This is a genomic window from [Rhizobium] kunmingense, assembly GCF_977018605.1.
Map to the genome: position 1 here is coordinate 475,053 of NZ_CDRNXG010000001.1, position 13,258 is coordinate 488,310.

Here is a 13,258-nt window from a genome sequence, read left to right on the forward strand (position 1 = left end):
AGGCTGACGCAAGTTTCAATGGGAATAATGGGTTCATGGCTACGAAGAAGACACCCCTGACTGAAGACGATTCGCTGATGCCCGTCGGCAATGATTCCGAGCTGGACCAGGCGATCGACGATCTGCGCGGCGTGCTGAAGGCGGATGCGGACACGCCAGCAACCGATTTCGGCGCCGAATTCGGCGCGGCAACCGATGACTTCCCCGCAGCAGGCGGTGATTTTGGCGGCGCAAGCTTCGGCGGTTCTTCGGATTTCGGCGGCAGCTCCGATTTCGGCGCTACCCCGGATTTCGGCGGCAGCGATTTCGGCTCGAACAGCTTCGGCGGCGAAGCACGGGAGCCGGGCAGCGCGCTCACCGCCAATCTCGACCTGATCATGGATATTCCGATCGATGTCGAGATCGTTCTGGGCTCCAGCCGCATGCAGGTTTCCGGGCTGATGAGCCTCGAAGAAGGCGCCACGATCGCGCTCGACAAGAAGATCGGCGAGCCGGTCGAAATCATGGTGAACGGCCGCCGCATCGGCAAGGGCGAAATCACCGTACTGGAAAACGACGATACCCGCTTCGGCGTGAAACTGACGGAAGTCTTAAGCGCCAAACGAAGCTGATCCCGATGTAGGGACAGAGAGGGAAGACCATGATGGACTTTGACGATTTCGGAGGCGCCGTTTCGACGCAGCCGTTGTCACAGGCGGAAAAGGCCGCAGCCGTGCTGCTTGCCATGGGCAAGGACGTGGCAGGGAAACTGTTGAAGTTTTTCACCCAGGCCGAGCTTCAGACGATTATCGCCACAGCCCAGACGCTGCGGACGATCCCGCCGGACGAACTGCTGCAGCTGGTCAACGAGTTCGAGGACCTGTTCACCGAGGGCACCGGCCTGATGGACAATGCCGCGGCGATCGAGGGCATCCTCGAAGCCGGCCTGACACCGGAAGAAGTCGACGGCCTGCTTGGCCGCCGCACCGCCTTCCAGGCCTACGAAGCTTCCATCTGGGACCGCCTGCAGGATGCCGACCCGGCATTCGTGTCCAAGTTCCTCTCTCGCGAACATCCCCAGACGATCGCCTACATCCTGTCCATGATGCCGTCGGTATTCGGTGCCAAGGTGCTGATGCAGCTGCCGGAAAGCCGTCGCCCGGACATCATGAACCGTACGGTCAACATGAAATCGGTCAGCCCCAAGGCGGCGCAGATCATCGAAAACCGCGTCATCGAACTGATCGACGCCATCGAAGCGGAACGCAACTCGGTCGGTACTGCGAAGGTCGCGGACCTGATGAACGAACTCGAGAAGAAGCAGGTCGACACCCTGCTCGATTCGCTCGAGACGATCAGCAAGGATGCAGCCACCAAGGTCCGTCCGAAGATCTTCCTCTTCGAAGACATCATGTACATGCCGCAGCGCAGCCGCGTCATGCTGCTCAACGACGTCGCAGGCGACATCCTCACGATGGCACTGCGTGGCGCGAGCGCCGAGATCAAGGAGAGCGTGCTCTCCTCGATCAGCCCTCGCCAGCGCCGCATGATCGAGTCCGACCTGCAGGTTCAGGGTGCGACGCTCAACCCGCGCGAAGTCGCCATGGCGCGCCGCGCGGTCGCCCAGGAAGCGATCCGGCTGGCAAATGGCGGCCAGATCCTTCTCAAGGAAGAGGAAAAGTCCGACGAGGAGAAGGCCACCGAGGCGGCCTGACGCATACAGCACGAGGAGAAAGCGGAGTGGAACGGGTGAAGCCGGTCCGCTCCGCTTTCGCTTTTTCACGGCCGGAACGGGCGTCATCCCCAGCCTTTATGGCAAAGCGATTCGACCCTATTGGCGCTTGCGCTAAGCTCTCCCTAGAAAGCGACCGATTCGCCCAAGCGATTCGCCTTAAGGGAGAGACGCCTTGTCGGACGAAGATAAAGACAGCAAAACAGAAGACCCCACAGCCAAAAAAATGTCCGACGCGGCGGAGAAAGGCAATCTGCCCGTCTCCCGCGAACTGCCGATGTTCGCCTCGACACTGGCATTCTATGTCTTTCTCGTCTTCTTCCTGCCGTCGGCGTTCGGCCGGCTCGGCGAAACGCTTCGGGACCTGTTCGAGCAACCGGACCAGTGGCGGCTGGAAAATTCGTCGGATGTCGTATCACTCGGCGTCTATCTCGGCTGGGCCGTCGCCGCATTCCTCGGGCCGCCGCTCATTCTGTTCATGATCTTCGGTCTCGTCGCCTCGCTTTCGCAGAACATGCCGTCCTTCGTGCTGGAACGCATTCGCCCGAAGATGGAGCGGGTATCGCCGATGAAGGGGTTCACCCGCATCTACAGCCTTCCCGGCATGGTCGAGTTCGGCAAGTCGCTGTTCAAGATCCTGGTCGTCTCGCTGATCATGTATTTCGTCCTGCGGGGCGAGTTCTACGCCTCTCTCGATGCGATGCTCTCCGACCCTTACATCATCCTGACCAAGATCGACGCCGTGGTCCGAAAGATGGCGATCGTGCTTCTGCTGGCGACCTGCTTTCTTGCCGTCATCGACGTCATCTGGACCAGGCGACACTGGTTCAACCAGCTGAAGATGACGAAGCAGGAAATCAAGGACGAGTACAAGCAGTCGCAGGGCGACCCGTTCATCAAGTCGCGCCAGCGGTCGATCGCCCGCGACAGGGCGCGGCGGCGCATGATCAACAACGTTCCGCGCGCAACGCTGGTCATCGCCAACCCGACCCACTACGCGGTCGCGCTGCGCTATGTCCGCGAAGAAAACGATGCGCCGGTGGTGGTCGCCAAGGGACAGGACCTCGTCGCGCTCAGAATACGTGAGATTGCAGAGGCAAACGATATTCCCGTTTTTGACGATCCGCCGCTCGCCCGCTCCATGTTTGCGCAAGTCTCGGTGGATAGTGTCATTCCACCAGCCTTCTACAAGGCTGTCGCAGAACTCGTGCACCGGATCTACGCAGCCCGGTCGCCCAGGAAACGGACAAGCTGAGCGTCATGAAAAAATGCACCTACTCCGCCGAAAGAGAACGGATCGTTGCCACTGCCATCAGCCCGGTTGCTTCGGAATTGCGGCTTCTGGATGCCGCCGACCTCATCTCGCTTCTGCGGTTCGAGTGCTATAGCAGCCTCGCCGACCTCGTTTCGTCGGCGGCCGAGCTGTATTTCCATCCCGGCACCGTCAGCTTCGGTTCCGGCGGCGACTATGTGCTGGATTGGGGCGGTCAGCCGTCCGTAACGCTCGATCTTGAAATCAAGCCGCGCGGCGTTTCCGTGTTTGCCCGGCTGACGCTCGCAGATCAGCAGGCGGGGCTGGAGATCGATCACATCTCGTTCCAGAACGCCTCCGACAATCCCGACGACAATACATCTTTCCTGGCGCACAGCCTCAATGAGGCACGTTTCGTCGTCGAGGAAGCCGCCTAACGAGCCGATCAACGGCTCGCTTCTCACAGCGCCAAAGCGTGCCGCGATCTTTCAGGCTCGCGCCGCACGCTTTGGCTCGTTGCCTTGCGCATGTCTTTGGCTCGAAACCGGCGACCACTTTCGAGAGACATGCCTTAGTGAATGTAGCCAAGGCGGATCGCCTTGGCGATGGCCTGGATGCGGTTGACCGAGTCAAGCTTGATGGTCGCCGAGCCGAGATAGGCATTCACCGTATGCACCGACAGGCCGAGCTTTTCAGCGATCTCTTCGCTGATGTGGCCATCGCCGGCCAGCTGCAGACAGGCGACCTCGCGCTCGCTCAATGATTCGGCCGGAACACTGCGGCGTTCCTCCAACGCCAGAAGATCCATCATCACCTGACAGCTGCGGACATGCTGATCGATGACCTGGTCGGCGCCGACGTCGATCGAGGATGCGAGGAAGACGACGAAGCCGTTTCCGAGCGCGCCGAGGCGGACAGGAAAGGCAATGCCGGAAAATGGCAGGAGGCCGCACTCCAGCCGGCGAGCCAGATTGCCCAGATCCGTGATATCGACGAAGTTCGCTTCCTCACTACCGCGCCATACGAGCGGCAGAAGCGACATCTCGATATGGTCGAGCAGCACTTCGCCATAGGCATCGACGAGAAGATCCTGATGATCCTGGGCGACCGTACCCCAGTTTTCCAGCTCACAGACGAGCTTGCGCTTGTTGGGCATGCCGGCTCCGGCGACGCGCAGCACGACGAAATTGCGCGCCCGCAGCGTCTTCTGCATCGCCACCAGTTTCGGGAAAATGTCCGACCGGCTGGCCGCCCGTTGGAGGCGAAGTTGCTGGATGTTTCCGGGGCCGTCCGCCATACTGCTTCGCGAGTATCCCATATCTCTAAACCAGGTTGTTGCGTACGGCATACGCGATCGCTTCCGATCGCGTCTTCGTCGCAGTCTTGCGCATGACGCTGGTGATGTAGTTGTTGATCGTGTTGCGCGAGATGCCGAGGATCATGGCGATCTCGTCGCTGGTCTTGCCCTCGGCAATCCAGAACAGGCATTCCAGTTCGCGTTCGGTCAGCTCGAAATCACGCTCCGATCGCGCATCGTGGGCTTCGATGAAACTCGCGCCATAGGCCGCCAGAAGACCGACTTCCTTCAACCGCTCCTGCGACAGGATGATGTTATCGGAGAAAAGCAGCATCAGCGAAAAGCGGATGCGCCCGACGCAAAACATCAACGAACAGTACTGGCGGCTGATGTCGTCCGGCACCGTCACGGTGTCCGGCAGGATGGAAAACCCGGGTGTGAGAAGCGAGAGGCACTTTTCCAGCTCCGTCGAACGGGCATAGCTGCTGGCAAGTTCCGAACTGAGGCGCCGCACCAGGTCGAACGGCCAGTCGGAGGTAACGATGAAATCGAGCCCCTGCTCCTGAACAAGGTCATAACGAGCAAGGAGAAAATGGGAGGCGCCGACATATTCGGCGAGAAGCTTCATCACCGCCTGCACATTGCTTGCGGCGACGGCAACGCCCATGCGCTTGACGAGCTGCTCCCTGGAGAGCGCCCTTCCCCCGTCCGGCTCCACGCGGGAGCCTCCTCGCGACGTCATGTTCTGGCCCGGCAATTCCATTCGCTATATGCTCCGTGGCGCCGCTTGAACTGCAAAACCGAAAACCGGTTTCCGAGGCGTGAACCCCAGTTTTCCGTTTCGTTTTTTCGGGCGACGAGGTGGCAAGCCTCATCAGAAAATGCAAATTCGCCGTGATTGATGATGCAGGCGGCATCTTTCGGATACCACCATGCGTCCGAATCATTTTTGATTTTAGGCAAGAGCAGCCGAATTGCCATCGCTGGCGGGGATGTTTTCCCCATGTCCGCTAATGTGCGTGTGGTCGTTTGTACTTAGCTAGTCGCTGATGGCGGTAGAAACGACAGCAAAAAGGGCCGAATTGTGTCGGCCCTTCGCAGTTATCACAATTTCGTGAGTATCTATCAGGCTGCCTTGTCGACCGCCCACTTGCGGAGAATCTTGGCCGCACGCTCCTCGGAAATCTCGACCATGCGCGACAGGCGCTTTTCCGGGCCTTCCTTGACGCGTCGGTTGAAGCCGCCATCGTCCGCCCCGCCCATGAGGTCGTCGGAGCTGTCGAAGCCGAAGTCGGAGCCGAAACCGTCCATGAGCGACGGGCTGCCGCCGGCCGGGGAGAAGTCCGGCAGTTCCAGACCGGCACTCTCGGTGGAGAGCTCGCCTGCCGGCGATGCGCCGCCGACGGTGCGGATGAGAGGACGAAGACCGAGCCAGACAACCAGGAAGGCGACGAGGACGAAGGCGAGCGAGTTGATGATGCCGCCGATGTTGCGGTTGAGCGTTTCCATCAGGCTCGGACCGTTGGCGGCCTCATCCAGAAGCTGGGTTTCCAGGAAGTTCATCGCCGTGAGCGTAACGACGTCGCCGCGATCTTCGCTGAGGCCGGCCGCAGAGCGGACGATCGTCTGCATTTCCGCGAGATAGGCGTCGATTGCCGCCTGGTCAGCGTTTTCACCGACCATCTGGGCGATGCGGCCGCGGTTGACGACGACCGCCACCGAAACCTTCTCGATCTGATAGCTGTTGCGGGTCGTGGCCGTCGTGCGCTGGTTGATTTCGTAGTTGGTCTGTTCTTCGCGCTTGTTCGACTGGTCGGACGACTGCGGACCACCTTCACCACCGGCTTCCGGAGCGGCCTGGGGCACGTTCTGTTCGACCGTTGCGGCGTTGTCGTTCTGCTGCTGCTGCGAGCGGGCTTCTTCTCGCGTGGTGCGAACAGAGCGCTCGACGCGCGATTCAGGATCGTAGACCGTTTCCTGCGTCTGCTGGCTGTCCGTGTTCAGCTGCGCGGTGACGCTGGAGCGGAAGTTGTCCATGCCGAGAAACGGCGCGAGGGCCTTGTCGATGTTCGTTTCGATTTCCTGCTGGACGGTCTGGACCATGCCGAGCGAACGAGCCAGCTGGTTGTTGGTGCCGTCATCGCCGGAGGCAAGAAGCTGGCCGGTGGAATCGAGAATCGTTACGTCCTCTGCATCGAGGCCCGGAACGGCAGAGGCGACCATGTGGCGGATGGAGGCGGCAGCCTTGCGGCCGGCGGTCGAGCTTGCGCGGATCATCACCGATGCAGTCGGCTTCTGCTCGCCGCGGCGGAAATTGCCGACGTCGGGCATGACGATGTGGACGCGGGCGGCGGAGACGCCACTGATCTGCTGGATGGTGCGGCCGATCTCGCCTTCCAGCGCACGGACACGGGTCACTTCCTGCATGAAGGAGGTCAGGCCGAGGGAACCGACATTGTCGAAGAGTTCGTAACCGGCATTGGCGCTGTTGGGCAGGCCACGCTCGGCCAGCAGCATGCGCGCACGACCGGTCGAGCCGACCGGCACCTGAATGCTTGAGCCATCGGCTCCAACCTCAAAGGGCATGTTCGCTTCAGCAAGTGCGATACTGACCTGATTGAGATCAGTTGTTTCGAGGCCGACGTAAAGCGTCTCGTAAGCTGGTTTGTTGACATAAATAGCAGCGGCCAAAACAAGTGCCACCGAAACGAGGCCGGCCGCACCCAAAGCAATAAGCTTCGTCTGGCCCAACCCTGCCAAATTCTTAAATATATTCTGAAATTGAGCTAACAGATTCATTCTGTTTCCACATCGCCGAACACGGTTATAGAGCCTTGGCCCAAGCGCACCCTAGAAGGCGAAGCTTGTGCGAGCATGTCGGTTCTGTGGATTGACGATCGTCAGAAAGACTTCACCGGGGCGGATCTGCCGGCTGCCTGCCCGCCGTGCGGATCAGAAGAAGTCGAAATCGCCGGCAGCCTTGCTGAGCGGCTGCGAATGGCCGTGGCGGACGCCGGTTTCCAGCGACTTGCGCATATCGGCAAGCTTGACGAGGCCGAGTGCCGTCGAGACATCGACCTTCCATTCGTTCGGAATGGTGCCGGTAACGGTATCGATGAATTCGGCAAGACCGCGGGTCTTCTGAACAGCCAGATCGATGCCCTGCAGGATCTTGATCGCGTCGGGGGATGCCAGAAGCTTTTCGCCGCCGAGATCCATGATCTGGGGCTCGACGCGCTCGATAAGATAGGCGACGTCATGCAGTTCGGAAACGAGCCGCATCAGCACTTCCGGCAGCGATTTTTCCGGGGTAGCGATCGGCGGCGTAGTGGTGTCGGTCATGGCTATCCCTGGGACGTGGTAGAGGCTGTGCTCAGAAGAATTCGATGCTGTCGTCGACGGGCTTGGGTACCGGCCGGACGGGGCGTTGTTCGAGGGCCACCGTGCGCTGGGTTTCGGCTCCGGTCAGCGGGTATTGACGGGCGCGACCGTTTACCGGCCAGTATTCGAGCTTGCGGCCATGATCGCCGCCGGTCGAGGAGCCGACCACCTGAATGCCTTCGTCACGCAGGAACTGCATGGCAAAGGCGGCGTTCTGCTCGCCGACATTGGAGAAGCTGGCAATCGTCTTGGCGCCGCCGAAGATCTTGGCTTCCAGCCGGTCGCGGCGGGCGCCCTTCTTCAGGAGGCCGTTGATCAGAAGCTCCATCAGATGGACGCCGTATCGGGTGGCATCCCCACCCGACGTGGCACCCGATCCCGGCAAAAGAAAGTGGTTCATGCCGCCCACGCCGGCGACAGGATCACGAAGACACGCGGCCACGCACGATCCGAGGATCGTAGCCAGGACGACTTCAGGGTCATCCACGACCTTGAATTCGCCCTGGATGATATGGATTCTCTTGGCCGCAACGGCTTCGATCATTTCAAGGCTCCGAATACCGCTTCGATAGCGGCCTTCATCTTCTCGATGGTGAAGGGCTTGGCGAGAACGTTGTTGGCGCCGAGCTGGGCTGCCTTCTGAACCAGAGCGCGGTCGCCCTGGGCCGTCAGGATGATGAAAGCGGCCTTCTTGGTGCTCGGGTTGGTGCGAACCGCCTGCAGGAAGCCGAGGCCATCCATGTTCGGCATGTTGAAGTCCGAGATGACCAGGTGATGCGGCTGCTCGGACATGATCTTCATGCCCTGCACACCATCGCCGGCGGCGGTGATCTGCTTGAAGCCGAGCTGGGTCAGAGCATCGCTGAGCAACAAGCGGCTAGTCACCTGATCGTCGACGATCAGAACTTTGATTTTTTCAGCGAGAGACATTTATTCGGTACCTTCTTTTCGGGCAGCAGTTAGTTTCAATACTTCTTCTCCTATGGAGCCCAATGGCAGTTGGTGCTCGACGGCGCCCAATTCATGGGCCACCCTCGGCATGCCATAGACCACACAGGTCTTTTCGTTCTGGCCAATCGTGCGGGCGCCAGCGCTGCGCATCTTCAGCAATCCGGAAGCCCCGTCCCGGCCCATGCCCGTCAGAATGACACCGACGGCATTGCGGCCTGCCAGTTCCGCGACGGAATCGAACAGGACATCGACGGACGGCCGATGGCCGTTGACGGGTTCCCTTTCGACCAGCCGGCAGCACGGCGCAGACGGGTTTGCGATCTGCAGGTGACGGTCGCCACCGGGCGCGAGATAGACCTTGCCGATCTCCAGACGCGCGCCATCGGTCGCTTCCTGCACCACAGGAGCGCAGATACGATTAAGCCGTTCAGCAAAACTTTTGGTAAACGTGGACGGCATATGTTGAGTGATTACGGTCGGCGGGCAGTTCTGCGGAAACTTTTGCAGCACCGTGATCAGCGCCTCGACACCTCCGGTGGAAGAGCCGATCGCCACAACCTTGCGGCCCACACGGTAATCGGCAACCGACATCGGCTGCACAGGCTGCGGTGGTGCAGACGCCTGCATCAGACGGCGGCCCGACCTTGCGGCGGCCTTGACCTTCTCGGCCAGATCCATGAACGGGCGGCGATCGCCCGGCGCCGGCTTGCCGACGCAATCAAAGGCGCCGATCTCGAGCGCGGCCAGCGTCGCGTTGGCGCCGTGATGGGTCATGGTGGACACCATGATCACCGGCATCGGCCGCAGACGCATGATCTTCTCGAGAAACTCGAGGCCGTTCATGTTCGGCATCTCGATATCGAGCGTCACGACATCCGGGTTGAGCTGCTTGATCGCCGCGCGCGCTTCCATGGCGTCGCCAGCCTGGCCGACGACATTGACCTCGGGGTCGGAATTGAGGACAGCCGTGATCAGGCCACGCATGGTCGGGCTGTCATCGACGACGAGGACGCGTGCCGGTGCACTCATGCCTTTCTCCCGCCATTCTTGCCAAGGTAGCGATAGGTGGTGATGCCGATATTGTCGAAGGCGTTCTTCGCATCGCCGGAAACGCGTTCGGAATGGCCGATATAGAGGTGGCCGCCTTCCGGCAGCAGCGAGGCGAAGCGCGACCAGATCTTCACCTGGGTCGGCTCGTCGAAATAGATCACCACGTTGCGGCAGAAGATCACATCGAAGCCACCCTTGAACGGCCACTGGGCCATCAGGTTCAGCTCGTTGAAGGTGATCAGCTTCTTGATACGGTCATCGACCTGGAACTTGCGACGGCCATTGACGTCGACCTCGCGGAACCACTGCTTGCGCATGGCCGGCGAGACGCTTTCCAGCGCGCCTTCGTCATAGGCGCCGGCGCGGGCGGTCTCGAGGATCTTCGGATCGATGTCGGTCGCCAGAATACGGAAGTCATAGTCGGCGGCGTTCGGGAACATCGCCATGACGGTAAGCGCGATCGAATAGGGTTCCTGGCCGTCCGAGCAGGCCGCCGACCAGATGCGCACCCGACCGCCAGCCTTGGCGCGGTTGATGAGGCCGGGCAGAACGTCGTCGCGCAGATGTTCGAAATGATGGTTCTCGCGGAAGAAGCGGGTGAAGTTGGTGGTCAGATGCGACAGCATCTCGCGGCGGACCGCAGCACCTTCGGTCGAGGACACAAGCGCGCAATATTCCCGGAAGCCGCGCAGGCCGAGATTGCGGATATGCTTCGACAGGCGCGAATAGACGAGCGAGGCCTTGGAATCGTTGAGATAGATCCCGGCATCCGCATAGATCATCGCAGCGATTTCGGACAGGTCCTTGCGGGTCAGCGGATATTCTCCGCTTGCCAGAACCTCGTCCGGGGACTGCCGGCTATCGATCGCGCCCAACGATATCATGCGACTTCACTTTCCCTATCAAGGACTTTTTCGGAGAACAGGGCTTCCAGTTCGAGCAGGCAGATCATCCGCTTGTCGATGGCCAGAATGCCACGTGCGTACTGTTTTTCGAGATCCGAGGAGATCTCGGGGACCGGCTGGATATTATCCTCGGTAATCGTAAGAATATCGGAAACGGCCTCCACCAGCAGACCGACGACGCGATGCTTGACCTGCGCGACGATGATGACATGGCGGGGCGTCGGCTCCGCGTCCTTCATGCCGAGCCTTGCCGACAGATCGACGATCGGCAGGACCGCGCCGCGCAGGTTGATGACGCCCAGAACATAGGCCGGCGCATGCGGCATCGGGGTGGCCTGAGTCCATCCGCGAATTTCGCGGACGGACATGATGTTCACGCAAAACTCCTGGTCACCGATGCGGAAGGCGATCAGTTCACGGCTTCCCTGAACAAGAGATTTTACGGCGTATGACATACTGAACTTACCTGCTTAACCTGCGGCCGCCATCGACATGTCGGCCTTCATTCCAACTTCCTGACCGAGCGACTGGCCACGGGAAGCGCCGACAACAGCGTCGACATCGAGAATGAGTGCGACGCGGCCATCACCCAGGATGGTCGCCGCAGCGATGCCCGGAACGTGGGTGTAGTTCGCCTCGAGCGACTTGATGACGACCTGGCGCTGGCCCTGGATCGCATCGACCATCAGCGCGCGCTGACCGCCGCCTTCGGACTCGACCAGAAGGGCAACGCCCTCGACCGGGTTCGCCTGGTTGGCGCGGAAGTTGAGGATGCGACCGACATCGACCAGCGGGCAGAACGAGTTACGGATCGAGATGAGCCGCTGGTTCGCACCGAAGGAGTGGATGGCGGATGCTTCCGGCTGCAACGTCTCGACGATCGCCGTCAGCGGCACGACCAGCGTCTGGCCGGCAACGGTGACGACCATGCCGTCAAGGACGGCAAGCGTCAGCGGCAGGCTCATGGTGAAGACCGAGCCCTGGCCCGGCTTCGACGAGATCGAGATACGGCCACCGAGCGCCTGGATCGAGCGCTTGACAACGTCCATGCCGACGCCGCGGCCGGAAATGTCGGAGATCTGGTCGGCAGTGGAGAAGCCCGGCGCGAAGATCAGGTTGTCGATTTCCTCGTCCGACAGGTTGGCGTCCGGCGAGATCAGGTCGTTGTCGATCGCCTTCTGGCGGACGCGCTCGCGGTTGATGCCGCCGCCGTCGTCGATCAGTTCGATCAGGATGCGGCCCGAGCGGTGCTTTGCCGAAAGCTTGATCGTGCCTTCCGGGTCCTTGCCGGCAGCAATACGCTTCTCCGGGCTTTCGATGCCGTGGTCGACGGCATTGCGGATCATGTGGGTAAGCGGCTCGGCGATCTTGTCGATGACGGTCTTGTCGACTTCGGTGTTCTCACCCTCGGTGACCAGACGGATCTGCTTGCCGACCATGTCGGCGACTTCGCGGACGATACGCGACATGCGCTGGAAGACCGGCTTGACCGGCTGCGCGCGGATCGCCATGACCGAGTCCTGGATCTCGCGCGTGAGCTGCTGCAGCTCTTCGAGGCCCATGTTGACGGCGGACGTGCCGCCCGTATCGTTTTCGATGACGCTCTGCGAGAGCATCGCCTGGTTGATGACGAGCTCGCCGACAAGGTTGATCAGACGGTCGACGCGGTCGAGATCGACGCGAATGGTCTGGCCGGCCGAAGATGCGGCAGCTGCTGCATTGTTCTGGGCCGCGGCTGCGGCAGGCGCATCGCGCTTTTCGACCGCAGCGTTGACCGCCTTGGCGGCGCTCGACAGGATTTCGGTGGTCGCAGCGGCGGCGGGTTCTGCCGGTGCAGCCGTCTCGACCGGCGCGTCGTCGAGGGCGGAGAGGTCGAACGGAACCGGGATCATCGGTAGTTCTTCCTGCGATGCGGTATCGGCCGGCTTGACGTCGAGTTCGCAATCCCATTCGGCGAATTCGAAGACGGCACGGACTTCGTCTTCCGTCTTGTCCGTCTTAAGCTGCATGGTCCAGCTGAAATAGGAGGCTTCCGGGTCGAACTTTTCGAGCGCCGGGAGGCTTTCCATGTCGCAGGCGACGCTCAGCTCGCCGAGGCGGGACACGTCGCGCAGCAGCAGGGCCGCTTCATTGCCCTTGGAATAAAGCTCGCGGGTGGGCTTGAAGGTGATGTCGAAGACGTTTTCGAGAGACGGCTCGTCGTCACCGAAGGCATCGAAGGTGAAGGGGATCGGCTGGAAGCCGCTGTCGTCGGTCGGGGCCGGAGCGGCAGCAGCAGCGGCCGGCTTCGGCGCTTCTACCGCAGCACTCGGCGCTTCGCCGTTGGCGAGCGCTTCGAGTTCCTTGACGAGGCCCCTGGTGCGGCTTTCCTCGACGCTGCCGCCGTCACGCGAGCAGGTGACCAGGTCGGCCAGAACGTCGGCCGATTTCAGCATGACCTTGAGGACGTCCTGATTGGGCTCCAGCTTGTTGGAGCGGACGCAATCGAGCGTCGTCTCGAAGACGTGGGCGAAAGCGACCAGCTCTTCCAGACCGAAGGCGCCTGCGCCCCCCTTGATGGAGTGAACGGCACGGAAAACGGCGTTGACCGTTTCGGGATCGCGGTCGCCATCGTTCAACTTGAGAAGACCGGATTCCAGTTCAGCGAGCTGTTCCTCGCATTCCTGAAAGAAGATCTCTTTGATTTCGTTCATATCCATCGGAGGAATTCC

14 protein-coding genes are annotated in these 13,258 nt (G+C 61.0%); 4 read left to right on the plus strand and 10 right to left on the minus strand.

The annotated features are described in order from the left end of the window. Positions 1-35 precede the first annotated feature (35 nt). The 4 genes from fliN (at position 36) to AC0JZ4_RS02490 (ending at position 3,400) form a co-directional block, all read left to right on the plus strand. Positions 36-611, plus strand: coding sequence for a flagellar motor switch protein FliN (fliN, locus tag AC0JZ4_RS02475; RefSeq protein ID WP_471884878.1), 576 nt, complete (start codon positions 36-38; stop codon positions 609-611). Positions 612-640: 29 nt separating this feature from the next. After that, positions 641-1,693, plus strand: coding sequence for a flagellar motor switch protein FliG (gene fliG / locus AC0JZ4_RS02480; RefSeq protein ID WP_471884879.1), 1,053 nt, complete (start codon positions 641-643; stop codon positions 1,691-1,693). A gap of 193 nt (positions 1,694-1,886) precedes the next feature. Then, on the plus strand, positions 1,887-2,966 hold the full coding sequence (gene flhB / locus AC0JZ4_RS02485) for a flagellar biosynthesis protein FlhB (protein ID WP_471884880.1): 1,080 nt from the start codon (positions 1,887-1,889) through the stop codon (positions 2,964-2,966). Between the two features lie 5 nt (positions 2,967-2,971). Further along, entirely contained in the window at positions 2,972-3,400 is a 429-nt protein-coding gene (locus AC0JZ4_RS02490) for a hypothetical protein (RefSeq protein WP_471884881.1), read from the plus strand. Between the two features lie 134 nt (positions 3,401-3,534). Here the strand turns inward: AC0JZ4_RS02490 and visR are convergent, their stop codons facing one another. From visR to AC0JZ4_RS02540, 10 genes are all read right to left on the minus strand, one after another. Further along, complete coding sequence (gene visR, locus AC0JZ4_RS02495) at positions 3,535-4,281, minus strand: transcriptional regulator VisR (RefSeq protein ID WP_471884882.1); 747 nt, start codon at positions 4,279-4,281, stop codon at positions 3,535-3,537. 4 nt (positions 4,282-4,285) lie between these two features. Continuing rightward, the gene (gene visN, locus AC0JZ4_RS02500; RefSeq protein ID WP_471887760.1) at positions 4,286-5,002 is read right to left on the minus strand and encodes a transcriptional regulator VisN; all 717 of its coding nucleotides are present in this window, start codon (positions 5,000-5,002) and stop codon (positions 4,286-4,288) included. 383 nt (positions 5,003-5,385) lie between these two features. Further along, positions 5,386-7,059 carry a flagellar basal-body MS-ring/collar protein FliF gene (gene fliF, locus AC0JZ4_RS02505; RefSeq protein ID WP_471884883.1) on the minus strand — a complete coding sequence of 558 codons (1,674 nt, stop codon included), beginning with the start codon at positions 7,057-7,059 and terminating at the stop codon, positions 5,386-5,388. A gap of 153 nt (positions 7,060-7,212) precedes the next feature. After that, positions 7,213-7,602 carry a chemotaxis protein CheT gene (gene cheT, locus AC0JZ4_RS02510; protein WP_471884884.1) on the minus strand — a complete coding sequence of 130 codons (390 nt, stop codon included), beginning with the start codon at positions 7,600-7,602 and terminating at the stop codon, positions 7,213-7,215. A 31-nt stretch (positions 7,603-7,633) separates the two neighbouring features. Further along, positions 7,634-8,185, minus strand: a complete 552-nt coding sequence (cheD, locus tag AC0JZ4_RS02515; RefSeq protein ID WP_471884885.1) for a chemoreceptor glutamine deamidase CheD — start codon at positions 8,183-8,185, stop codon at positions 7,634-7,636. Next, on the minus strand, positions 8,182-8,571 hold the full coding sequence (locus AC0JZ4_RS02520) for a response regulator (protein WP_471884886.1): 390 nt from the start codon (positions 8,569-8,571) through the stop codon (positions 8,182-8,184). The genes cheD and AC0JZ4_RS02520 overlap by 4 nt, the downstream gene beginning before the upstream one ends. Beyond that, on the minus strand, positions 8,572-9,621 hold the full coding sequence (gene cheB / locus AC0JZ4_RS02525) for a protein-glutamate O-methylesterase CheB (protein WP_471884887.1): 1,050 nt from the start codon (positions 9,619-9,621) through the stop codon (positions 8,572-8,574). It abuts the gene before it with no gap. Further along, complete coding sequence (gene cheR / locus AC0JZ4_RS02530; protein ID WP_471884888.1) at positions 9,618-10,526, minus strand: protein-glutamate O-methyltransferase CheR; 909 nt, start codon at positions 10,524-10,526, stop codon at positions 9,618-9,620. The genes cheB and cheR overlap by 4 nt, the downstream gene beginning before the upstream one ends. Continuing rightward, positions 10,523-11,002: a chemotaxis protein CheW gene (locus tag AC0JZ4_RS02535; RefSeq protein ID WP_471884889.1), complete on the minus strand. Its 480-nt coding sequence runs from the start codon at positions 11,000-11,002 to the stop codon at positions 10,523-10,525. Before AC0JZ4_RS02535 ends, cheR begins: the two co-directional genes overlap by 4 nt. Before the next feature lie 15 nt (positions 11,003-11,017). After that, complete coding sequence (locus AC0JZ4_RS02540) at positions 11,018-13,246, minus strand: chemotaxis protein CheA (protein ID WP_471884890.1); 2,229 nt, start codon at positions 13,244-13,246, stop codon at positions 11,018-11,020. Positions 13,247-13,258 lie beyond the last annotated feature (12 nt).